The sequence below is a fragment of the Thalassolituus marinus genome (assembly GCF_020320395.1).
GTDB classification, from domain to species: domain Bacteria; phylum Pseudomonadota; class Gammaproteobacteria; order Pseudomonadales; family Oceanobacteraceae; genus Venatoribacter; species Venatoribacter marinus.
On the sequence record NZ_JAEDAH010000102.1, the window covers coordinates 78,406 to 102,080 of the forward strand.

23 protein-coding genes are annotated in these 23,675 nt (G+C 52.9%); 8 read left to right on the plus strand and 15 right to left on the minus strand.

What is annotated here, in order from left to right:
- Positions 1-78: 78 nt before the first annotated feature.
- Positions 79-1,209 carry an aminotransferase class V-fold PLP-dependent enzyme gene (locus tag I9W95_RS16785; RefSeq protein WP_225676988.1) on the plus strand — a complete coding sequence of 377 codons (1,131 nt, stop codon included), beginning with the start codon at positions 79-81 and terminating at the stop codon, positions 1,207-1,209.
- Between the two features lie 72 nt (positions 1,210-1,281).
- On the opposite strand, the gene I9W95_RS16790 is transcribed toward I9W95_RS16785, so the two are convergent.
- The gene (locus I9W95_RS16790; protein WP_225676990.1) at positions 1,282-1,959 is read right to left on the minus strand and encodes a hypothetical protein; all 678 of its coding nucleotides are present in this window, start codon (positions 1,957-1,959) and stop codon (positions 1,282-1,284) included.
- Between the two features lie 463 nt (positions 1,960-2,422).
- On the opposite strand from I9W95_RS16790, the gene I9W95_RS16795 reads away from it, so the two are divergent.
- The 3 genes from I9W95_RS16795 to I9W95_RS16805 all read left to right on the plus strand — a co-directional run bounded on the left by I9W95_RS16795 (position 2,423) and on the right by I9W95_RS16805 (position 6,141).
- A complete protein-coding gene (locus I9W95_RS16795) occupies positions 2,423-3,418 on the plus strand; it encodes a transposase (RefSeq protein WP_225676992.1) in 996 nt (331 codons plus the stop codon).
- A gap of 693 nt (positions 3,419-4,111) precedes the next feature.
- Positions 4,112-5,335: a hypothetical protein gene (locus I9W95_RS16800; protein ID WP_225676994.1), complete on the plus strand. Its 1,224-nt coding sequence runs from the start codon at positions 4,112-4,114 to the stop codon at positions 5,333-5,335.
- Between the two features lie 2 nt (positions 5,336-5,337).
- Positions 5,338-6,141 (plus strand): hypothetical protein, encoded by an 804-nt coding sequence (locus I9W95_RS16805; protein WP_225676996.1) that lies wholly within the window; start codon positions 5,338-5,340, stop codon positions 6,139-6,141.
- Between the two features lie 339 nt (positions 6,142-6,480).
- Here the strand turns inward: I9W95_RS16805 and I9W95_RS16810 are convergent, their stop codons facing one another.
- Together I9W95_RS16810 and I9W95_RS16815 are read right to left on the minus strand one after the other, a co-directional pair.
- The gene (locus tag I9W95_RS16810) at positions 6,481-7,437 is read right to left on the minus strand and encodes a glutathione S-transferase family protein (protein ID WP_225676998.1); all 957 of its coding nucleotides are present in this window, start codon (positions 7,435-7,437) and stop codon (positions 6,481-6,483) included.
- 60 nt (positions 7,438-7,497) lie between these two features.
- On the minus strand, positions 7,498-7,956 hold the full coding sequence (locus tag I9W95_RS16815) for a DoxX family protein (RefSeq protein ID WP_225677000.1): 459 nt from the start codon (positions 7,954-7,956) through the stop codon (positions 7,498-7,500).
- A gap of 160 nt (positions 7,957-8,116) precedes the next feature.
- On the opposite strand from I9W95_RS16815, the gene I9W95_RS16820 reads away from it, so the two are divergent.
- A complete protein-coding gene (locus I9W95_RS16820; protein ID WP_225677002.1) occupies positions 8,117-9,025 on the plus strand; it encodes a LysR family transcriptional regulator in 909 nt (302 codons plus the stop codon).
- On the opposite strand, the gene I9W95_RS16825 is transcribed toward I9W95_RS16820, so the two are convergent.
- The 12 genes from I9W95_RS16825 to I9W95_RS16875 form a co-directional block, all read right to left on the minus strand.
- Positions 9,010-10,620, minus strand: a complete 1,611-nt coding sequence (locus I9W95_RS16825; protein WP_225677004.1) for a VCBS repeat-containing protein — start codon at positions 10,618-10,620, stop codon at positions 9,010-9,012. The genes I9W95_RS16820 and I9W95_RS16825 overlap by 16 nt on opposite strands.
- A gap of 158 nt (positions 10,621-10,778) precedes the next feature.
- Complete coding sequence (locus tag I9W95_RS18430) at positions 10,779-11,165, minus strand: EAL domain-containing protein (RefSeq protein ID WP_263866250.1); 387 nt, start codon at positions 11,163-11,165, stop codon at positions 10,779-10,781.
- Between the two features lie 8 nt (positions 11,166-11,173).
- Complete coding sequence (locus I9W95_RS18435) at positions 11,174-11,557, minus strand: EAL domain-containing protein (protein WP_318653630.1); 384 nt, start codon at positions 11,555-11,557, stop codon at positions 11,174-11,176.
- 45 nt (positions 11,558-11,602) lie between these two features.
- Positions 11,603-12,562, minus strand: coding sequence for an MBL fold metallo-hydrolase (locus I9W95_RS16835; protein ID WP_225677006.1), 960 nt, complete (start codon positions 12,560-12,562; stop codon positions 11,603-11,605).
- 93 nt (positions 12,563-12,655) lie between these two features.
- Positions 12,656-12,934 (minus strand): hypothetical protein, encoded by a 279-nt coding sequence (locus I9W95_RS16840; RefSeq protein ID WP_225677008.1) that lies wholly within the window; start codon positions 12,932-12,934, stop codon positions 12,656-12,658.
- Between the two features lie 22 nt (positions 12,935-12,956).
- Positions 12,957-13,691 (minus strand): TSUP family transporter, encoded by a 735-nt coding sequence (locus I9W95_RS16845; protein WP_225677009.1) that lies wholly within the window; start codon positions 13,689-13,691, stop codon positions 12,957-12,959.
- Positions 13,692-13,749: 58 nt separating this feature from the next.
- The gene (locus I9W95_RS16850) at positions 13,750-14,265 is read right to left on the minus strand and encodes a P-loop NTPase family protein (protein ID WP_225677010.1); all 516 of its coding nucleotides are present in this window, start codon (positions 14,263-14,265) and stop codon (positions 13,750-13,752) included.
- A gap of 286 nt (positions 14,266-14,551) precedes the next feature.
- The gene (gene guaA, locus I9W95_RS16855; protein ID WP_225677012.1) at positions 14,552-16,129 is read right to left on the minus strand and encodes a glutamine-hydrolyzing GMP synthase; all 1,578 of its coding nucleotides are present in this window, start codon (positions 16,127-16,129) and stop codon (positions 14,552-14,554) included.
- A 67-nt stretch (positions 16,130-16,196) separates the two neighbouring features.
- Positions 16,197-17,681 carry an IMP dehydrogenase gene (gene guaB / locus I9W95_RS16860; RefSeq protein ID WP_225677014.1) on the minus strand — a complete coding sequence of 495 codons (1,485 nt, stop codon included), beginning with the start codon at positions 17,679-17,681 and terminating at the stop codon, positions 16,197-16,199.
- 52 nt (positions 17,682-17,733) lie between these two features.
- Positions 17,734-18,585 carry an alpha/beta hydrolase gene (locus tag I9W95_RS16865; RefSeq protein ID WP_225677016.1) on the minus strand — a complete coding sequence of 284 codons (852 nt, stop codon included), beginning with the start codon at positions 18,583-18,585 and terminating at the stop codon, positions 17,734-17,736.
- Between the two features lie 2 nt (positions 18,586-18,587).
- Positions 18,588-20,462: an Lnb N-terminal periplasmic domain-containing protein gene (locus I9W95_RS16870; protein WP_225677018.1), complete on the minus strand. Its 1,875-nt coding sequence runs from the start codon at positions 20,460-20,462 to the stop codon at positions 18,588-18,590.
- A gap of 63 nt (positions 20,463-20,525) precedes the next feature.
- Positions 20,526-20,999 carry a DUF3015 family protein gene (locus tag I9W95_RS16875; RefSeq protein WP_225677020.1) on the minus strand — a complete coding sequence of 158 codons (474 nt, stop codon included), beginning with the start codon at positions 20,997-20,999 and terminating at the stop codon, positions 20,526-20,528.
- Positions 21,000-21,225: 226 nt separating this feature from the next.
- Between I9W95_RS16875 and xseA the strand changes: the two genes are divergently transcribed.
- Genes xseA through I9W95_RS16890 form a run of 3 tightly spaced genes read left to right on the plus strand, consistent with a single transcriptional unit; the run spans position 21,226 to position 23,663 of the window.
- The gene (xseA, locus tag I9W95_RS16880; RefSeq protein WP_225677022.1) at positions 21,226-22,602 is read left to right on the plus strand and encodes an exodeoxyribonuclease VII large subunit; all 1,377 of its coding nucleotides are present in this window, start codon (positions 21,226-21,228) and stop codon (positions 22,600-22,602) included.
- A gap of 4 nt (positions 22,603-22,606) precedes the next feature.
- Positions 22,607-23,482, plus strand: coding sequence for a peptidoglycan DD-metalloendopeptidase family protein (locus I9W95_RS16885; protein WP_225677024.1), 876 nt, complete (start codon positions 22,607-22,609; stop codon positions 23,480-23,482).
- Positions 23,475-23,663, plus strand: coding sequence for a hypothetical protein (locus tag I9W95_RS16890; protein WP_225677026.1), 189 nt, complete (start codon positions 23,475-23,477; stop codon positions 23,661-23,663). Before I9W95_RS16885 ends, I9W95_RS16890 begins: the two co-directional genes overlap by 8 nt.
- Positions 23,664-23,675: the final 12 nt, after the last annotated feature.

Below are 23,675 nucleotides of genomic sequence, written 5' to 3' on the forward strand. Positions count from 1 at the left end.
CGCTTGTGGCTTTATTTCTGCCGCGACATCCTGTCTAATCAGTCAACTTCAGTCATTTATTAAAGCAAGGAGCCTTCCATGGCGGGATTATTACCGGATGTTGATCCGGACGGTCTGCTCGAATATTCAGTGGTATTTACCGATCGCTCCTTGAATCATATGTCGGCCCGCTTCCAGCAAGTGATGCGCGATATTTCCAGCACACTGAAAGACGTTTACCACGCAGATCATGTGGTCGTGGTTCCCGGCGGTGGCACCTACGGTATGGAAGCCATCGCCCGTCAGTTTGCGCATCAGCAGAAATGCCTGGTGATTCGTAACGGCTGGTTCAGCTATCGCTGGAGTCAGATCTTTGCTGCCGGCAGTATTCCAGCCAGCGAAACCGTGCTGAAAGCGCGTCGCATCAGTGATGACGAACAGGCACCCTTCGCTCCGGCACCCATCGACGAAGTGGTCAGCACCATTCTCAGCGAAAAACCCGATATGGTGTTTGCCCCCCACGTTGAAACCGCATCCGGCATGATACTGCCCGACGACTACCTGAAAGCCGTGGCCGATGCTGTGCACCAGGTTGGTGGTTTGTTTGTACTCGACTGCGTGGCCTCCGGCACCTTATGGGTGGATATGAAAGCCACCGGCGTTGACGTGCTACTCAGTGCTCCACAGAAAGGCTGGAGCGCCTCGCCTTGTGCTGCACTGGTCATGCTTAATGAAGCTGCCTATGAGCGCATGCAAAGCCGCGAAAGCAGCAGCTTCGCCTGCAACCTCAAGCAGTGGTCAAACATCATGAAAGCCTACGAAAATGGCGGCCATGCCTACCACGCCACCATGCCAACCGATGCTTTAGCAAAATTCCGCGACACCATGCTGGAAACCCGTGATTACGGTTTTGCCAAAGTGCGCGACGAACAGATCGCTCTTGGTCAGGCGGTACGCACCATGCTGGAAGGCCGCGGTATTCGCAGCGTCGCCGCTGATGGCTTTAAAGCCCCCGGCGTGGTGGTCAGCTACACCAGCGACCCGGATATTCAGAACGGCAGCAAATTCGCCCGCCTCGGCCTGCAAGCCGCCGCCGGTGTACCACTGATGTGCGACGAACCGGACAGCTACAAAAGCTTCCGCGTGGGTTTATTCGGACTGGATAAACTGCACGATGTGGAGGGTGCTGTTAGCCGCTTAGCGGCGGTGCTGGATAAGCTTGAGGGATAAGCTGGCAGAATAAATACGCGTCGGACATCCGACGCGTAAGGCTGGTGAAATTAAGATTCCACTACTGCAGACTTATGCAGAAAGCAGCTTGATCAGAGTTACCAGCTCCTCGACCGGCACCATAACCCCGTTAATGTACACCCGACCTTCCACTTTTACCGGCTCTTCCCAGAACGGAATATATTTAGCGGTATTAATGGTAATACGCAGGTTATCGAACTCAAGCATAGTGCCCTGCAGCGCACCGCCCGAATAAATAACCGGCTGATCATCCACCGAATCCAGATTCAGCGAAATCTTCTGCGTCAGTGTACGGTAGGCGAATGAGCCAGATACTGGTCCGCTGACATTAATGGCTTCCGTGTTATCACTGGCCGGAATCAGCGGATAATCGTCGAAATAGAAATTCACCGAAGCACCGATTGGTGCCAGCGTTATATTGCTCAGGCTGACGTCCAGGCCGTCCGCCAGCGTCATGCGATAAACCTCACCCGACGACAGACCGCTTAAATTACCCAGACTGGAGTTAAAGCCCTGACCCAAGGCAACACCGGACAGCTGCGGCACTGCTTGCAGTAATTGCGCAACCAGTTGCAGAGCTTCCTGATTGACCTCATTAGCATCAGGACTCTGAGAGCTGAACGCCGAACTGAATAAATCTGTGCCGGACAAACTGAAGGCAGCACTGGCTGGCGCAGCATTGAATACCAGAGCACTACTGAGAGCAATACAACTCATTAACTTCTTCATCGATATATTCCTTTATTATTGTTTTTCTCATTTTCAGATAACAAGAAGGAATCAGATGCGATTCCAGCAAGCAACTTTAGATGAAGAATTTATTAACACTAGCCAGCACTAACAATATGGCCCGAATAGAACCCTGCGCTATCAGTTTGTTATCCATTCAGTACACACAACAGTCCGATATAAAAAAAAAGTGCGATTAACTTATTTATAAATAATGTCCAAAGAAACCTGATACGAACAACACCACCTAAGACATAAGCATGAAATAAGACCAACTCTTATTTGCTAAGCAAAGTATTTCGGCCAACAGAGACAATTGCAGCGCCGGCATATCTGCTATTCCGGACAACTTCAGAGCATGTAAGTTTCTCCCTGAGACACCCACGCTAACACATTCTTCCGATTGATCAACATCTAACCACTGACTAGGCTAAAAACTGCAGTCAGCATACGGAATATGATTATGCCCAAGCCACGGAAGCAACAGGTGTCCATTGAAGATACGCCCTACTATCACTGCGTTTCACGCTGTGTTCGCCGAGCATTTCTTTGTGGAACCGACTCTGTTACCGGTGAGAGTTATGAGCATCGTCGAGGCTGGCTTGAGAATAAACTCTTAGAACTCCCTCAAATGTTTGCTATTCAGATTGCTGCATATGCCATCATGAGCAATCACTACCATGTTGTTCTTTATGTTGATTCTGATTCCAGTAAGTCCTGGACTGATGAAGAAGTCATTGAGCGCTGGCACTCGCTGTTTAAAGGAAACCTGCTGTCTCAGCGCTTTATGCGCGGCGATGAAATGAATAAAGCCGATCTGGCAAGACTCCAGATATACATTACCGAATGGCGTACTCGGCTCACTGATATCAGCTGGTTTATGCGGGTTCTGAACGAGTCCATTGCTCGTGAGGCCAATCTGGAAGATGATTGCACCGGCAGATTCTGGGAAGGTCGCTTCAAATCACAAGCTCTGCTTGATGAAGCAGCACTCGCTGCCTGTATGGCCTATGTTGATCTCAATCCTGTTCGAGCCTGTATGGCAAAAACTCCGGAAGACTCTGACCATACATCGATTAAGTGCCGAGTAGAAAAAGCAAAAACAGCTCACACCCCTAATCACTTACATCAACAACCTAAAGAGCTACTGTCCTTTGCCGGAAATCCCCGTCAGGCTATGCCTAAAGGCATCGCAATGAAGTTGACCGATTATCTGGAACTGGTGGATGCAACCGGGCGAATTATACGCGAAGACAAACGCGGCTTTATTTCTGACAGTTCTGAGAAAATTCTGGAACGACTTGGATTAGATAAAGATCGCTGGCTAAGCATGACGCAGAACTTCGAGAATACCTTCAGCACCTTTGCTGGCAACGAACAAAAACTACGCTCGACCTGCGAGAGGCTACAGTACCAGCGCCCACCAGGGCTGAATCGTTGCCGAACAGCCTTCGGCTAGAGCACCTTCCCTCATAATTCCATAACAATCAGGCACATCTGAGGGCTTGCTGCGCCTGAAATTCCGCCCCTAACAGCATAACTCATAGCATTGGCTTAGCCACACTATGCAGCCATGCTGCCCAAGGAACATGGATATATCAACACGTAGCATCCAACAACCAAAACTGGATTTTCTTAGAGTGGCTGTCCTTTTTATTGCTCCGTACCAGCGCCCACCAGGGCTGAATCGTTGCCGAACAGCCTTCGGCTAGAGCACCTTCCCTCATAATTCCATAACAATCAGGCACATCTGAGGGCTTGCTGCGCCTGAAATTCCGCCCCTAACAGCATAACTCATAGCATTGGCTTAGCCACACTATGCAGCCATGCTGCCCAAGGAACATGGATATATCAACACGTAGCATCCAACAACCAAAACTGGATTTTCTTAGAGTGGCTGTCCTTTTTATTGCCGGTTATCGAACTCAAGCATAGTGCCCTACAGCGCACCGCCCGAATAAATAACCGGCTGATCTGTAGTGGTCAAACTGTCGAGTAGATAGTATTAGCCAGATAACGTCATAAATAACAGACTCACTCAAATACCCAGACCAGCATCACAATCCCTAACATAACTGTCATGGCCAAACTTAACCTCTACGAGACGCTGTGGTATGGTCCGCCATAACCAGACAACATCAAGGGAAACGATATGGAAGTCTGCATCAAAGGCAATGAAGCCATTTTTCAGGGGCAGCCATGGAAGCAAATCAGCCCGCCCGATCAAGGGATGAAAGTGTTCGTGCCAAAGAGCGAACACTCAAACTACAACCGCCTGAAAAACAAAGCCAAGACGGACTTCCACGCAGGCTACCTGCTATCCCAACTCAACAGTCTGAATAACCGCCATGGATTACTCCGCAGTAGCGTTAGTCGATTCAAGCCAACAGAACATAAGCTTGAAATAGATGGTGGCTATATCTGCTACAGCATGGCCAACGGTTGTGTGTTTGTGCAAGACTATGATCTTGCCCGAAATAAATCCGAAAACAAAACTGCACTCTACTCTGTATCGCACAATAAAGATCGTAGATCGGAGTGGTCGACAATGGAAACCAAGCGAGTTTGGTCAGAGCACATTGCCGTGAATGGTGGTTTTGAAGATCTAAATACCGCAGTCAACACCATGCCCCCCTTCATTGAAAGGGGATACAAACCAGATACAACCCAATCATCTATAGAAAGCTCTGGTTTTACGATCTTCTATAACAATTGTGGCGGTGGTTTAGACTCCAGCTTTAGAGAAGTGTTTGACGCATCTATCGTTAACCCCAAGGGCGGATCGGAAAACGCTAAGAAGCTTGCTCAGATAATCCGCATTGAAGCGAGAGCTGGTAAAGAGCTTAACTGGACCCTGCATGAAAAAGGCCATGCGCTCTTCAAACGTGCACTTCAGATTGCCTTGAAAGAGCTTTCGCCGAAAGAGATCGAAAACCTCGGTAAGCAGAAAGTATTCTATGCTAACCCAACGATGAACCTCTCTGTCATCGACCACTACCGCAAGAAAGCAGGCATGCAACTGGCTCCACAGCGACCATTGATGAACGAGATGAACTTGTCACAAACTTGGGGGACAGGAAACGCCATCAGTGAAATTCATGTTTCAGCACGGCAGATGAAGGAGCAAGGCGAAAACGGCCTACGCAACCTGACACCAGGCCAACTTACCGCCACTGGTTTTAAACGCACTATGATGGCAGCCGTAGGGGCTAGTCCTTACCTGATACCGGAAGCAGCACTATCTGTTCAAGCTGTTTCGTTTGCTACTGGCTGGGCCGCACTGGTTATGTCTAATTTCGGAGCCAACTCAAAAGTAATCGAAAATGGTGGTGATATGATCGACCACACAATCAACCAGCTTCGTCAACGAGCCTAATAATGTCATACCCTTTACTTGGCAGTGTTCGGTTCCCAAAATTAAAAGACGCGAAGCAACGTTCTTTTAAGCTATCGGGTATCGAAGTCTCAGCAGCGCTAAACCCAACAGCCACGAAATGGGGGGTTCAACGTGAGCACTCCCCAAGTTTCAATTTATACGATCATGAAAAGTTCATTACTGATAAAGAATCTGTAGGTTACGAGACCTGCTATTCCAGTATATGGGATATAAAAGGTATCTTTGGACTGGGGATAAAATCTTACATACAGTTCAGACTCTTAGTCGCCAAGTGTAAAGATGGACAAAACCTCTTTCTACCCGGTAAATTGTTAGACGTCGTTAAGTCCGAAACCTCCAGGCAATTCAATGATGAAAGGTATTACTTAGATGTAACGGCTCTACAGAATGTTGAAACCTGGGTAATCAATGATATTGAGTTTACTTATCATATGAATGAGGTGGAGCATTCTACTCACAGTAATTTCATTGAATACATATGGTCCGTTCCCATCACTGAAAATCACTATCTTCAGTTTTTATTCGGTTTCCCGAAAAACGGAAAAACTGCTTCTCACGAAGCAGCAATCAGAAGCTACTGCACCTCTATCATGAAAACAGTCCAGATCGACTCTCCAGAGTGGGTTGGGAGAGAGAGAACTACTACTGCATCATTATCGAAAGATACACATCAAGTCGACGACATAGAGCCTCTGATCTGGAAGCGAGAAGCAGATACAGGTTCATACCTGGATTTCAGAAGAGAAGCGGCCGAGAAGGCGAAACAAACCGAAGAGCAGCAATAGCGCATGGGTTCTACCCCTTCGTGCTTTTCACACAACAGCTTGTTAGTGTGCGTGCGCACTTATCCTGGGCGACTCTTTCGAGAAACCCCACGTAACACATTGACCTGCCTGAGAAATCTTCCATAACTCAAAAATCCCTGCCAGAAATACGTGCACATCTGTCAATTCCAGCTTGCAGCACGTTATTGACTGATTTGAAGTTTACGTTACTACCCTCTGGCTAATCCGGCAAGTGTGAATATACGACCAAAACGAAACAGGGCCGGCGCGATTCATTCGCTGCCGGCCCTGTAATAGATAGGTTTTGTGGAATATGCGTCAGTTACTGCAGAGCCTCGATCAGCCCTCTGGTCCCAGCGGCACAATACCAGACGGATTCAGGCTTTTAATCGAGTAGTAACCTGCTTTGATATGGTCCTGACGCACGGTGGCGGCGATGCCTGGCAGTGCGTGAATGCGCAGCATATAGCCATGTAACGCTTTCATGTCTTTCAGCATATTGCGGTTGCACTTAAACAGGCCGTGGTAGGCGCTATCAAAGCGAATGAGAGTAACGAAGGTGCGGATATCGGTTTCGGTCAGGGTGTCTCCGAACAGATAGCGGCGGCCGTCGCTCAGACGCTGTTCCAGTTCATCCTGGGTGGCGAACACTTTGTGGTAGGCCTCTTCGTAAGCCTGCTGGGTCGTGGCAAAGCCGGCCTGATATACGCCGTTATTCAGGTCGGTGTAGATGTGTTCGTTCAGCGAATCAATTTCTGCTGCCAGCTCTGCCGGATACAGGTTCAGTGTATTGCCGGTTAGGTGGTCAAAGGCGCTGTTGAGCATACGCACGATGTCGGCAGATTCGTTATTCACCAGCCGGTCGGTTTTCTTGTCCCACAGTACCGGTACGGTAGCCCGGCCATTCACCTGCGGGTCGGCGTGGCTATACAGCTCGTGCATATAGCGTTTGTTGTGCAGGGCATCAGCGCTGGCGCCGGGGAAGCTGTGTTCGTCTTCGGCAAACTGCCAGCCCTGTTCGCTCAGTACCGGATTCACAATGCTCACGCTGATCATGTCTTCCAGCCCTTTCAGCGCCCGTACCATCAGCGTGCGTGATGCCCAGGGGCAGATGTAAGCCACATACAGGTGGTACCGGCCCGGTTCGGCTTTAAAGCCGCCCTCGCCCGTTGGCCCGGCGCTGCCGTCGGCGGTAATCCAGTTGCGAAAGGTGGATGTCTGGCGCACAAAACGGCCGTCTTCGTCTTTGTTCTGAACCGGCTGCCAGTCCTGTGTCCATTGACCATTTACCAACATGATTGTGTCCTCCGGTGAATAGCGAAGCCTGCCGTAGCAGCAGGCCAGAGAATGGCTGTATCAGCTCAGTTTGTTGCTGATAACGGCGTCTGCGGAGTAGCGACCTGCGCCGGAGAAGGCCAGTGAAATGGCAACCACCATCAGTACCAGTGCGTACTCGTAACCGTTATTGGCCATAAACAGACCGTTACCGATGTGCACGCTGACCATTGCTACCAGCATGGTGAAGGCAGTTACCGCTGCCGCCGGACGGGTGAGCAGACCAATGGCCAGTGCCAGACCGCCGAAGAATTCTGCACTGCCGGCCAGTAATGCCATCAGGTAGCCCGGCTCCAGACCAATGCTGGCCATCCACTGTCCGGTGCCTTCCAGACCGTAACCGCCAAACCAGGCGAACAGTTTCTGTGCGCCGTGGGCAGCCAGTACCAGACCTACCGGTACACGCAGAATCAGAGCAGCCAGGCTGGCGCTGGCAGAGCTGTCGGATGCGAAAAGTTTTGTGATCAGTGCGTTGTTCATAGCGTATCTCCAGGATTATTTGTTTTGGCGGTGGCTGCGGCGTTGTGCCTGTGCCTCACTGCTTAACAACCACTTTAGCCATCAACGTATCCTTGATAAATATCGCCTTTATTGTTTAATTAACAACAATATATTGATAGTTAGCTATCGGAGAATCAGGATGGATCGCATCAGCGCTATGCAGGCGTTCGTGAATGTGGCGCACGAAGGCTCGTTCGCCCGCGCAGCCGAGCGGCTTCAGCTGTCGCCGCAACTGGTGAGCAAGTATGTATCGCAACTGGAAGACCATCTTGGCGTACGGCTACTGAACCGCACCACACGTAAGGTCAGCCTGACTGAAGCGGGCCAGAGCTATTTTCAGCGGGCCAGCCAGCTACTGATTGATCTGGACGATATGGAAAATGAACTGGGCAGCCTGCAACGTTCGGCACGCGGTACGTTGCGCATTTCTGCGCCGGTGTCGTTTGGCATTCAGCACGCCGCTGCGCTGATTACCGATTTTCAGAAAGCCTACCCCGATGTGCAGGTGGACCTGAACCTGAACGACCGCAAGGTGGATATTATTGAGGAAGGCTTCGATGTGGCGTTGCGTATTGGCCAGCTGAAAACCTCGTCTCTGATTGCCCGCCGGGTGGCGCCGGTACAGCTGGTGATCTGCGCATCGCCGCAGTATCTGGCGGAATACGGCGAGCCCACCAGCGTTGAACAACTGCAGGATCATCGTTACCTGAAGTACAGCTATCAGGAGAGCGACATCGTGCTGCACACCGCCGATGGGCAGCAGGTGCAGCCACAACTGAACGCCAGCCTGTGTGCAAATAACGGTGGTCTGCTGGCGGATGCCGCGATTCAGGGGGCAGGCTTTGTGATTCAGCCGACCTTTATTGTCGGTAAGGCGATTCAGCAAGGGCTGCTGAAACCGCTGCTGCCCGACTACCAGTTAGCGCCACTGGCGCTGTACGCGGTTTACGCCCACCGGCAGTTGCTGTCGAACAAAGTACGCTGTTTTATCGACTTTATTGACGGCTACTATGGTGAACCACCCTACTGGGATCAGGCCGACGCCTGAATCCAGCGGTAGTCCAGTAACGCATTCTGGCTGCTCTGCCAGCGCTCACGACTGTTACGCAGGGCTTCGACCATGGTTTTCAGGCGATCGTATTGCTGCTGTTCCTCGCTCTGTACCATACCCTGTTCACTGGCATAGTCGGACAGCACATTGGCGACCTGCACGGCAGCATAGGATACCGACACACTGACACCGTGGTAGCCCGTTACGCTGTCGTTGCTGATGCTGAAGCCTTCCATGCTGTGTGCAACCCACGAGCGCATTTCCAGGCGGCTGCTGTCAGACACCCGATCGCTGGTCTGAGTGGTTTGCCATTGCGCAGTCACATTCAGCTGCGACCACTGGGCCGAGGCCATCATGCTGGATTCAGGTTGCTGGCGACGAATACGAATGGTTTCCAGGCCGTTCAGGTTGGGCACAAAGCCCAGGCCTACGCGGGTTTCCTCCTCGCGCTGATTGAGCAAGGCATCATCGAACTGGAAAAAATTGAGGGGTGACTCCACCGTCAGCGGTTGCGCCTGCACGGCTTCACCTGAACTGTCTGTAACCAGCGCAGGTCCCTGCTGCAACTGCGTGACTATCTGCTGTGCCTGCGGAACAAAGTTACGCAGATGAACTTCCTGCAATAGCAGACTCTGACCGGATTCGGCCAGCGCCACCCCGTTCTGTCTGATCTTGCCCTGATAGCTGCCATCGGCGGCGTACAGGTCGTAATCGGCGGCAACACTGTTCAGCCATAGCGCGCCAACGCCAGCCTCGCTCAGTGACTGCTGCAGCACAGAGCCATCGTCGGCAAAGGTCATCACCGCCAGCGAGGCGTACAGACTGTCATTTTCATCCAGCCAGCCGTTGCCGTCTTCATCCAGCTGACTCAGCTCAGCAAAACCCTGGCCGCTCTGTGGGCCGAACATCTCGCTGCCGTCGTCTATCTGGCCATTACCATTACGATCAAACACCAGATAGCCGGTACCCGATGCAGCCATCGCAACCTGATCTTTATGGCCGTCGGCATTCAGATCAAACTCGAAGGTCTGATCACTCAGCTCCACCACGCCGCCATTAAGGTTAATCATCAGCGGGTCGATCAGGTTGATATTGCCCTGAAACAGGTTGCTCTGCTCAATTTCCGTGTTGCGCTGCATATCCAGCGCCAGCATAAAATCGATGCTACGCCCGTCTGCCGTTGTCACCTGCCCCACAGCTTCAAAACTCAGCGCCTCACTCTGCTCCAGCTGCAGCACGCTGGTGACCAGCACCTCAGTCGATGCCACGGCACTGCTGCCTTCAGCCGGAATACCGCGTACGGCACGCACCACCACATTCTGATCAATTACGCCGGAGGTCAGGCTCTGTGCCAGATAGCGGGACTCAATGTCGGTGTCACCACCGTCGGCATCGCGTACGTTCGCTACCGATGTCAGCGACTGAGCTTCATGGCGCAGGTAACGCTGGCTGAGCGTTATCTGAGCTGCGGAGGTATTGCCGTTACCATTGCCGTTTTCCAACACCTCGACGGTCGTCGATGTCAGTGCGGCCTGACTCTGGTCTGATCGCTGGACGCTGCTGAGCTGCACATTGGACTGTTCAATTTTCATAACCTGCTCCCTGGCAGAAAGGCTCTGTCAGGGTATCGGCCAAAAATGAACCATCGTTAAGTATAAATAGTAATAGCGCTATTAGTAACGAGAGGAAAGCGTGATTAAAAATCAGCCAGCAGGCCGATATTAAGACGAAAAGTGCAGGAAGACAGAGATCAGACTTCGGGAAATGCCAGCACCGGCTGAGCCTCCGGGCGCGCCAGATAGAAGCCCTGAAACAGGCTGACGCCTAAGTCCTGCAAGCACTGCATTTCGGCGGCGGTTTCCACCCCCTCGGCAATGATGCTGGTACCCAGCTCATTGGCAATAGCCATGGTGCCGCGCACAATGGCCTGCTTGCGTGGATTGCTGTCGATATCGCGGATCAGCGCCATATCCAGCTTAACGTAATCGGTCGCCAGATCGCTCAGCAGGTTAAGCCCGGAATAGCCGGCACCGAAATCATCAATCGCGGTTTTAAACCCCATCTGACGATAGTGATTAATGATGTTCTTCACATGGGCGATGTCGGTCATTTTTTCCGACTCGGTGAACTCAAACATGATGTTGCTTATGGGAAAGCCATAGGCTTCCGCCGCTTCCAGCGTCTGCGAATACAGAGTTCCGGGCGGTAAACAGCGTTTGGAAGAAAGTTAATGCTCAGCAGCGAGTTGATATTCAGCTGCGCCGCCTGCTGAATAGCCTTGGTACGACAAGCCTGATCAAACTGATACAGGTTGCCGTCATTAACAAAGCCAAACACCCAGCCAGCCCCCTGACCTTGCGGCCCGCGTACCAGCGCTTCGTGGGCGAATACGGTTCGCCCGCTGGCATCGAAGATTGGCTGAAACACCATGTGAAAGTCGAAATCGAGCGGCGTATTGCCACGACAGGCATCGCACAGGTTATCGGAGCCGACTTTGTGCTCACGATCCGCCCCTGATGTGTGTGCCACTGGCCGCACCTTTGCTGACTGCTTCAATCAGAAAGCGTAGACCACTCAGCCCTGGCTCTCCATCCGCGCCAGCCATACTTCCAGCCCCTGGGCGTTCAGACCGGCGTCCAGCTTTAAAAAGTCTCGTGCTGCTGTCGCATCAGCATCCGGATTCTGCGCCTGCCAGGCCGCAACCAGCCATTCCAGCACAGCGGCACTTAACCGCTGCTGGCGGCCTTCGGGCTGATCTTTCTCGGCCAGTGCGATATCAACATGAGCCTGTAACGAATCCAGCAGTTGTTTAACATTACTCTCACTCGGACGAATGCGGCCGTAGTGAGTGAGGTAAATCCACTGCGGTTCAAACGCCAGAATGCGCTCAATACTGGTTTTCATGGCCTGCGGATCAAAATGCACCGGCGTGGTGGTCACGAACAGGAAATTGCCCGCCTCGCTGTCGAGCTGGCGATACGACAGGCCGAAGGTATCACCGGTAAACACACCGCCACTCAATTCATCATAAATACACACGTGATGCAGTGCGTGCCCCGGGGTATCAATAAAGCTCAGACGGCGGCCATTAAAATCGAGCTCAAAGCCATCATCGGCTTCAGTAATACGGGTGGCATCCACCGCAATCAGCTCACCGTACAACGCCTGATACTGCTCCTCGCCGTACACGGCTACCGTACCCGCCTGCAACTTCGCCGGTTCAGCCATATGCCGTACGCCACGTGGATGCACAATCAGCTGAGCATTCGGACACAGCTGCATTAACGCACCAGCACCGGCGGCATGATCGAGGTGAATATGAGTGAGAATGATGTAATCCAGATGCTCCGGCGTCAGCCCCAGCTGCTCGATTCTGGCCAGAATATGCGGCACCGTGTGGTTGGTGCCGGTTTCGACCAGCGCCAGCCGGTCGCCCTGACTCAGCAGATAGACGCATGCCAGCCCCTGATCGACATAGTCGGCGTCGATTTGCCAGATGCCCTGCGCTTCATCAGAAAACGGAATAACAGACATAGCTTGCTCCTGTGTTTGGCTACAGCCTAACGATTACAGCCGCTACTGCCAATACGACTAATTTTCAGCCACAGAAATAACAGCAGCTGATGATTAATCGGGATCAAAACCATCACGATCATTAACCGAGACTGAACGCAGAATTCGCACCAGTAACCGGTACGGGAAGCTGATAATTAAATCGATGGTTTCATCCAGATCGAAGCTACGATCTGCATCGCGCCGTTTCGGCAGCACCAACAGGGAAGCCAGGTAAAAACCGATCACACCGAGCAGTACGTAACCATCAAACCCAGCCATCAGCAGGTTACATAAAAGATAAGCACTGATGCAGAACAGCAACAGCGCGGCAACGGTTCTGAATTCATCCATAAGTATTTATCCTGTTTTGTTTCTAGCCGCGTAGCAACAGGCTGATACTCATGGCAATACATACGGCCACTGTCAGGTAGCGTATAAAATTAACCCCCTGTTTTACCGCCGCAGCCGCCCCTAAACGCGCACCAACCAGCTGGCCGACAGCCATGGCCAATCCTAATTGCCAGATAATCTGCCCCGATAAAATAAACACCAGCAACGACACAATATTGGTGGTGAAATTCATCAGTTTGGCGTGGGCAGTAGCAGAGACAAGATTCATGCCGCGCAATTTGCTGTAGCTTACGCTGTAAAAGGTACCGGTGCCGGGGCCGAAGAAGCCATCATAAAAACCAATGCCCGATACCAGCGTTGCATTAAAACCCTTCTCCGGCATTCTGGCGGTCGTTGCCTCACGGCCGAAACTGCGACTCAGCAATAAATACAGTGCAATCATCATCAGGCCATAAGGCATGATCAGCACCAGTAAATCACTGCCGAATTGCTGAATAGCCAGCGCCCCCAGCCCGGCACCGATGCCAGCCGCCGCAATGCCCTGCCATTGCCGTCGTGGTTCAACCAGCCCCTGGCGCACAAAAAAACGGGTGGCGGAAAAACTGCCAAAACAAGCCTGTAATTTATTAGTGGCCACGGCCTGCACCGGTGGTACACCAGCAAACAACAGCGCCGGTATCGTCAGCAAACCACCACCACCGGCGACTGCATCAATAAATCCAGCCGCCATCGCGACCATGGCGAGCAGCATTAACATATCCGGTCCGGTTTCCAACGAATTCTCCACAAACGGTGTTTAACGGTTAGCAGCGTGACTAAAGCTTAATCTGAGCAACAAACTGATTCAGTTCAGACAGCGTGCGGATAACGTGCAGATTTTTGCTATCGCCCAGCGCAGTCAGTTTCTGGCTGAAGTCACTGTTCCAGAAACGCGGCGACAGGCGCAGCATCTTATAGCTTTGTAAGCTGCCTTTAACAATGGAACTTCCCGGCGGCCAGCCTTCCGGGGTGATGAATAATCCTTTCAGCAGTCTTTTCGTCACAAGCCAGTAGCTAAGCCAATATGGCAGATCGATATAAACCAGCGTATCTGCTGCCTGCAAACGCTGCTGAAAAGATGCCAAAGGACCAAGGCCATCAATCAGCCAAGCCTCTGACTGCAGGATGTTCTCGTGCTGAGCATCAAATGCTGCCCGCTCGACCAGGCTGCCATCGGCGTTATAGACCATGGAATCCAGCGGATAAAACGGAACCCCTGCGGATTCAGCCAGCGTTTTACTGAGAGTCGACTTCCCGCTACCGGGCTTGCCGAACACGGCGATCTTTTTCATGTTACCTCCTGTGATAATGGATTACCCGGAAGGCAGAAACAAAAAACCCACCTCTCCGGGTGGGTCTGCAGATTCAGAACAGCATCAGACATCCCACCAATAAATCGGGATGCAGATAATGCTGACGCTGGTCTGAGCTGATTTCGTTTTCATGGCAACAGAATCCATGATGGGCTTTGCGATGTCAAACGTCAGTCACTGATCTGACGGAAAAATCGTTCACTCGCGGGACTATATAACAGGCATAAAAAAGCCACCCGCAGGTGGCCTTTTTATTCGGGCAGGATTACTCCCACTCGATGGTCGCTGGCGGCTTGGACGATACGTCGTAGGCCACGCGGGAGATGTGCTCAATTTCGTTAATGATACGGTTTGAGACTTTTTCCAGCAGTTCGTATGGCAGGTGCGCCCAACGAGCCGTCATAAAGTCGATGGTTTCTACTGCACGCAGAGAAACAACCCACTCGTAGCGACGCTGGTCACCGACTACGCCCACAGATTTCTGCGGAATAAATACCACAAAGGCCTGCGAGGTTTTGTGGTACCAGTCGAAGTTGTGCAGTTCTTCAATGAAGATAGCATCCGCTTCACGCAGTACGTCGGCGTATTCTTTTTTCACTTCGCCAAGGATACGCACGCCCAGACCCGGACCCGGGAATGGATGACGATAAACCATGTCGTAAGGCAGGCCCAGTTCCAGACCGATTTTACGCACTTCGTCTTTAAACAGTTCACGCAGTGGTTCAACCAGATCCATTTTCATGTCTTCTGGCAAACCGCCCACATTGTGGTGCGATTTAATAACGTGTGCTTTACCGGTTTTGGACGCTGCCGATTCGATCACGTCAGGGTAAATAGTGCCCTGCGCCAGGAACGGAACGTCTTTCAGTTTGCTGGCTTCGTCATCGAACACTTCGATAAAGGTGTTACCAATGATCTTACGCTTCTGCTCAGGGTCAGATACGCCCGCCAGCTTGCCAAGGAACAGCTCTTCAGCGTCGGCACGAATCACTTTAACGCCCATGTTCTTAGCGAACATGTCCATCACCATATCGCCTTCGTTCTTACGCAGCAGACCATTATCTACGAACACACAGGTCAGCTGATCGCCGATGGCTTTATGCAGCAGCGCTGCCACAACCGAAGAATCCACACCGCCGGACAGACCCAGCAGAACTTTGCTGCTGCCAACCTGAGCGCGTACTTTTTCAATCTGGTCTTCAATAATTTTGGCTGGCGTCCACAGCGCTTCACAGCCGCAGATATCCAGTACAAAGTGCTCCAGCAGACGCTTACCCTGCAGGGTGTGCGTTACTTCCGGGTGGAACTGTACGCCGAAGAAGTTTTTCTCGGCATTGTACATACCAGCAATCGGGCAGCTTGGCGTAGACGCCATCAGACCGAAGCCTTCCGGCATACGGGTTACTTTGTCACCGTGGCTCATCCACACGTCGAGCAGAGACTTACCTTCGTCGCTGACGTGGTCTTTGATGTCTTTCAGCAGTGCGTTGTCTGCTTCAACCTGAATCTGCGCGTAGCCGAATTCACGGATGGTCGAGCCTTCAACCTTGCCGCCCAGCTGCTCGGCCATAGTCTGCATGCCGTAGCAGATACCCAGTACTGGCAGACCCATGTTGAACACGATTTCCGGTGCGCGTGGTGAACCTTCTTCAGTTACTGACTCAGGGCCACCGGCCAGAATGATACCGCTTGGGTTGTACTCACGGATTTCCGCTTCGTCCATGTCCCATGCACGGATTTCAGAGAAAACACCGATTTCACGAACACGACGCGCAATCAGCTGAGTGTACTGCGAACCGAAGTCCAGAATCAGAATGCGTTGAGCATGAATGTCTTGAGACATAAATAATTCCCAGAAAACAAAAGCGGGGATGCATTGCATCCCCTGATCAAATCAATACCCGCGAGAATTAACCCAGACGGTAGTTAGGCGCTTCTTTGGTGATCTGCACGTCGTGTACGTGAGACTCTTTCATACCAGCGGCGGTAATACGTACAAACTCAGGCTTGGTGCGCATTTCGTCGATGGTGCCACAACCGGTGTAGCCCATGGACGCACGTACACCACCCATCAGCTGGTGAACGATGTTCATCAGCGGGCCTTTCACGGCAATACGGCCTTCAATACCTTCCGGTACCAGCTTATCAACGCCGGCATTCTTGTCCTGGAAGTAACGGTCAGAAGAACCCTGGCTCTGCCCCATTGCACCCAGAGAACCCATGCCACGGTATGCTTTGTAGGCACGGCCCTGGAACAGTTCAACTTCACCCGGTGATTCATCGGTACCGGCCAGCATAGAACCTACCATGATGACGCTTGCGCCTGCCGCGATAGCTTTGGCGATGTCGCCCGAGAAACGGATACCGCCGTCGGCGATCACCGGTACATCGTAGGCTTTCATCGCTTCGGCAACGTTAGCAACAGCAGAAATCTGCGGCACACCAACGCCGGCAACGATACGGGTAGTACAAATAGAACCCGGACCAATACCCACTTTAACGCCGTCGGCACCCGCTTCAGCCAGAGCAATTGCGGCCGCAGCCGTCGCGATGTTGCCACCAATTACCTGAACCTGCGGGAAGTTCTGCTTAACCCAACGTACACGGTCGATAACGCCGGTACCGCCTGGGTTAGAGGTGTGACCGTGGGCTGTATCCACCACAATCACGTCAACACCGGCTTTAACCAGTGCTTCAACACGTTCTTCAGTACCTGCACCGGTACCTACTGCAGCGCCTACGCGCAGACGACCCTGGTCATCTTTTGCTGCATTCGGGTAGGTACGGGCTTTGTCGATATCCAGTACAGTCATCAGACCGGCCAGTTTACCTTCGCCGTTAACCACCAGAATTTTTTCAATGCGGTGTTCCTGCAGCAGGTCCTGTACGGTCTGCTTGTCGGTACCTTCCGGCACAGTGACCAGTTTTTCTTTTGGCGTCATGACGGATGCAACGGTGCGCGCCATGTCTTTTTCAAAGCGTACGTCACGGTTGGTGACGATACCCACCAGCTCATCGCCATCCACAACCGGCATACCGGAAATGTTGTGCTGAGCAGTCAGAGCCAGCAGCTCTTCAATGGTGGTTGTACTCGGAACAGTGATAGGATCTTTAACCACACCACTCTCGAACTTCTTCACCTTGCGGACTTCGGCAGCCTGCTCTTCGATGGTGAGGTTCTTGTGAATAATGCCCAGACCGCCTTCCTGTGCAATCGCAATCGCCAGACGAGCTTCTGTTACGGTGTCCATCGCTGCCGAAATGAGCGGGATGTTCAGCTCAATGCCACGGGTAAGACGGGTTTTCAGGGATACCTGATTAGGGAGAACTTCGGAGTAACCGGGAACCAGCAGCACATCATCAAAGGTGAGTGCATCCTGAGCGATTCGCAACATAGAGTGCCTTCCAGAACGAGGGGTGGAAAAGGCGGTGCATTATAGCGAAAGGTCAATCCCCGGTAAACGCCGGGCATACGCCTGTTTGCAGGAAATCGAGCGTCGCCGTTTTCAGCCCCGCAAAGCGAAAGGTTTCAATATGCCGGCCACGACTCTCAAGCCAGCAAGTGGTCTGATCTGAACGCTGACTCAGCACCCGGTATAACGCCTGCCCATGAGCGCGCGGGATCACCTTGTCGGTGGCGCTGTGAATCACCATAACCGGTGCCTGGATCTGGCTGACATAATCGATCGGGTCCCAGTGGCCCGGTACCAGCAACGTCAGCGGCATGACCAGCCAACCCAGCAATGAATGGCTGAGCGCATCGCGGGCAATTGCCGGAAAACCGGTGAATGGCGCATCAACCACGACACCAGCCAGCGCATACTGGTCAGCGTACATACCGGCAAAATCCAGCGCCAAAGCGGCCCCCATGCTCTGCCCCAGCAACCAGAACGGCGCCTGCGGCTGTTCAGCCCTGATCCAATCTGCAGCGGCGCGTACATCCTGCAATACCGATGGCATCAGTGCATGCCCGGCAGATGCACCAAAGCCGCGGTAGTCCAGCGCCAGCACATTAAAGCCAGCTTCGACCAGCCAGTACACGCTGCGAGTGTGGCTGCTGATGTTTTCGGCATTGCCGTGCAGAAACAGAATAGTACCGCGTGGCTGCTGCGCCGGAATCCACCAGGCATGTAACGAGGTGCCATCTGCCGCGGTCAGGTCGACATCTTTATAGACAAAACCATGGTCAGCGGGCGTTTCGATCCACACCGCACGCGGATAAAAGAACAACCCGGTGGTGGACGCACAGCCACTTAACAGCAATGCCAGCGTGGTGATAGTCAGCAGGTTGCGCAGCATGCTCAGAAGTACCGGTTCCAGGTAAGGCTGAACTGGTTGGACGCAGCACTCACATCATTATTTTCAGCTACCTGACGTCCGGCTTCGAAACGCAACTGATCATTGCTGCTGATCCTCAGTCCCAGAACTGCCTCAAGAGAACGCTGTTCGGTGTCATCACCGGCATTCAGTGCCTGCCAGTTTCCTTCCAGCTGAAACTGCAGCTGCTCGCCCTGCCACAACCAGCCAAGACGTGGACCAGCGCTCAGCTGATAGCCCTGCTCGAACTGATTATCTGCCAGCATGCGAACCTCCCCCAAGCCGTAAACACGGCCGACGTCTGTCAGCCAGGCCTTGCCGAAAGCCACTTTCAGGTAGCCGTAAAGCTCTGCCTCGCGCCACGGGTAACGCTCAGCACCGAACGACACCGCCCAGGCAACCGGATGCTGAAAGGCTGTCTGATGACTGAGCGACAGCACATCGATAATCCGTGCATTCTGCAAACGCAGCGCGCCATCCCCACCCCAGCGGCGCAGATCAAACTGTCCCATCTGAATCTGCGAGCCGTCGACAAATCCAGCAGGCAGATCGATCACATCATGGTAAGCCATGCGTAAACGCACATCGGTATAGGTATTGGTTTCAGCGCCACTGATGCGCCCGGCTCGTATCCCCAGACGCTGGGTCAGATGCCCTTCGTCATCACGCCATTGAGGGGTCGGCGCATTGTCAAAACCTGCACTGACCGGAATCCGGGAACGCGCCGAAAGTACAGCCAGCGTTCGCTGACGCAACTCCGGGTTGCCCTGCTTCTTTTTAATCGACAGATAGCGTGCATAGGCGGCTGCCAACTCCAGTGCCTGCGCTCGCTCTGTCTGTGACAGCGGCTTTAACAGCCCATCAATATCATCGCGTTCGTCGATCAGTCGACGGGAAATCCCGAGCACTTCAGCGCTGACCTGACGACTGCGGGTTTCAAGCTCTGTCGCAGCCGATGCACGGAACGTCACCTCATCAACCAGGTCGCCCTGCCACAGCGCCCGGATGGTATCGACCGGAACGGCTTTGTAGACGAAATCGTCGGCGAGATTAACCCGCTCAGATGCTGCATCGAGCATGGCAATAATCCGGTACGAGCAATTCTCGTCAAAAAAGAAATAGTCGAAATAGGTGTCCTGTAACTCCCACACATGGCGCACAAACTGATCGACCTCTTCTGAGGTTAAGGTCAGCCGGTACTCCCACACATCGCGATACTCCATGTGCTGGTATTCGTTGGTTTTTACGTAATACGGCATTACCGACGCCACGCCGGGATAGCCCCCCGCCAGGCCTTTGTAACTGAATACCAGTTCGTTATCGGTGGGATCGGCGTTAGCGGCAAAATTAACGGCATACGCTAACAGTTTGCTTCTGCGCTCATCGCTACGATCCAGACGAATCAGCGTATGACCGTACATAGAGGAAGGCGAATTGATATGTGACGCCGGAAAAATCAGTGTAATAGCATCGGCATCCAGCTCATCGCGCCATTGCTCGAAGGCTGGACAAGGCTGATCAATAAAGCCGTTATTCTCCAGCTTCGTTTTCAGCCATTGGTAACGGGCTGGAAAACGACACTGGGCAGATTCGTCAGGCTGCAGGCCCGACTGCGCAAAAGCGGCGATATCTGCCAGCAGCTCAGCATATGGGTTTTCTTTTCCGTCAGAACTCAGAAAAAAGCGTTCGCTGTCGTTCTGACTGATGGTACGAAAGGTAAGGGGATGGTAGCGAACGTGCAGCAACTGATGCCATTGCTGAGATTCTGCTAACGCCTGCAGACGGCTATCGTCTTGCGCAAACACAGGAAAAACAATCAGCGCGAAAAAAAAGGCGCCGCAAATCCTGAACAGCTTCATTAAAACTCCCTGTGTACAAACCAAAAAAAAGCGCGCCTCAGCGCGCTTTTATCCAGACTGATATCAGCCCAGGTATTTCTGCAGAGAAGCATCAGATGCCATTGCATCAGTCATTGCTTCATAAGCAGTTGCAGAGGTTGCTTCAGCAGAGAACATGCTGTCGAAGTTAGACTGCAGAGCGTGATTGAAAGCAGTAGAGTCCTGCGCTTCAACGCCGATTACTTCTGCCAGTGCGGCCAGAGTCTCGCCTTCACCTTTAGCAACATCCAGTGCCAGCTGATCCATGTTGTCGTCGATGAACTGCTGAGCCAGTTTCAGTGGGCCGTTAGCACCTTCACAACCCAGAGTACCGGAAGTCATACCAAAAGTCTGGTTACCGGAAGTACCGTTGGTGGTTGCCGCCAGTACATGCTCATGCCATTCGTTCGCATCAGGGAACACAACTGCGGAACCCAGACCACAACCCGCGTAAGGGTTAGCAGCGAAAGCCAGAGTAGAAGAAGATACCAGAATTGCGCCTGCGATCAGTTTTTTCATGGCTTGTTTCCTTATTCAGCCTTAAAAATTCGTTTCAGCATTAGCTGACAGGAAAAACACTAGTCTTTTGAAACCAGACTGTCTATCCCCCTTTTTGTGAACATTATGTATCTGTCACAGTTCCCGGGAAAATATTCATAAAGAGGTTGGACGACAAACTACGCCGTCTTATCACTAACGGCGAAACAGATCCTTTCAGTCTGACACTGGCGAAGCCCTGCCACACATGGCACCCTATAGGCTGATTTTCTTACTCGGTTTTCGTGTGAACAACCCGGCTATTTTTTCCGTTTCTCAGTTAAACCAGCGTGCCAAACAATTGCTGGAAGTATCGTTTGCGAGTGTTCGGGTCGAAGGTGAAATCTCAGGCCTGTCGCGCCCTGCGTCCGGCCATTGGTATTTCACCCTGAAAGATGCCAGCGCTCAGGTGCGCTGTGCCATGTTCCGGTCGCGTGCCGCTGCGGTGCGTTTTTTACCTAAAGAAGGCGATCGTGTTGAACTGCGCGCCAAAGTCAGCCTGTATGAAAACCGCGGCGACTATCAGCTGATTGTTGATGCCATGAAGCCTGCGGGTGAAGGCGCCCTGCTGCTGGCGTTCCAGCAACTTAAAGAGCGACTGAATCAGGCCGGCCTGTTTGACGAACGCAACAAAAAACCAATTCCCAGAATTCGCCGTGTCGGCATTGTCACATCGCCGACCGGGGCCGCAGTGCATGACATCATCACGGTACTCAAACGCCGCAACCCGGCCATTGAAGTCGATCTATACCCAACTGCAGTACAGGGCCGAGAAGCGACCGCACAGATTGTCGCTGCCATTGAACGCGCTAATCGTGATCAGCGCGTCGATGCCTTAATTGTCGGTCGCGGCGGCGGTTCGCTGGAGGATCTGTGGTGCTTTAACGAAGAGCCGGTGGCCTGGGCCATCTTCCATTCTGCCCTGCCCGTCATCAGCGCTGTGGGCCACGAGGTCGATTTCACCATTGCCGATTTTGTTGCCGATATGCGCGCTCCGACGCCATCAGCAGCGGCTGAGCTGGTCAGTCAGGACCAGTCTGTTTTGCGCAATACACTGGCGCAGTATGAACAGCGGCTGTTGTACGCCCTGCGCCGCGGCCATCAGCAGCGCCAGATGCGTTTGCACGCCCTGACCCAGCGGGTGCGCGGCCCGGAGCGTCAGGTGCAGTATCTGGCGCAGCATCTGGATCAGCTGGAGATGCGTATGCGCGCTGGCTGGAGTTCAGCAACGCGTCAGCAGCATCAGCGTCTGGCACAACTGCAACAAGCACTCAGCCACCAGCATCCGCAGAAAAGACTGGCAGATCAGGGGAAAGCGCTGGAACTGATTCGTCATCAGCTGGTCTCTGCTATCAATAACCGACTTCATACCGATCAGATCAGTCTTGCCGGACAGGCTAAACTACTCAACAGCCTGAGTCCGCTGAATGTTCTCGGACGTGGATATTCCATCACCCAGAAAGACGATGGCTCGGTGGTGCACTCCACAGAGGATGTTCATACTGACGAAGAGCTGGTCACGCGCGTCAACAATGGCTGGATCCGCTCGACCGTAACGCGTTGCGGCAACGACAAGGAAGCCTGATTTTATGATTGAATTACTGCAGAACGTTCTTAACTTTGCTCTGTCTTTTTTCGCCGCCGGGACCCTGCATACCGCGTCTCCGGCCCCTGCCGACAGCGCTCTGCCGATTCCGCACCCGGTACCCGGTGGCATCGCGCTGGTTGAGGCCGGCTATGGTCTGCAGCCACCTCGGGTTACGTTTAATGGCTCCCCGGTGTTTACCGTGCGGCCTTCCACCGACAGCCAGTGGATTGCTGTGGTTGGCATCCCTCTGTCTCAGGCACCGGGCAGTGCGACGGTAAAAAACGGCAATCGTGAATATACCTTTGAGATTCAGAGCAAGGCTTACCCGGAACAACATCTGACAGTGCAAAAGAAACACGTCAATCCAAGCGCAGAACAACTGCAACGCATTCGCCGCGAAAGCGCCGCCATGAATGCCATCTACACCAGTTTCACGGAAGGACACGGCTGGAGCCCTATGGCCTGGCCAGTGAACGGCCCACTTTCCAGCGAATTCGGCTTGCGCCGCTTCTTTAATGGCGAAGAGCGCCGTCCTCACAGTGGTCTGGATATCGCAGTGCCGACCGGCACACCGATACTGGCACCTGCAGATGGTACCGTGGTCCTTACCGGCGACTACTTCTTCAACGGCAAGACCGTATTTGTCGATCACGGCCAGGGACTGATCTCTATGTTCTGTCATCTTGACAGTATTGAAGTCAGCAAAGGCGAACAGGTCACCGCCGGTGACCGCCTCGCCCGCAGCGGCTCCACCGGTCGTGCCACCGGCCCTCACCTGCACTGGACTGTCAGCCTCAACAATGCCCGCATTAACCCACTACTGATACTGTCACCAGCCATTTCCCCGGCATTTTCAGGAGTACCCGACAATGGCTAAACACCCCGGAACATCAGGTCTGATGCCGGTTAAAGGCAGTGGCTGTGGCATTCGTCCCGACCCGGATGCGATGACCGACGACATTGGCTTCGACTTTTCAGCAGCAGCCAGCCTTAACAAAGCGCCAACAGAAAAGACAACAGAAGTAACTGAATCGGACGACAAGGCTCAACCAAAGTAGAAATTCAGATCT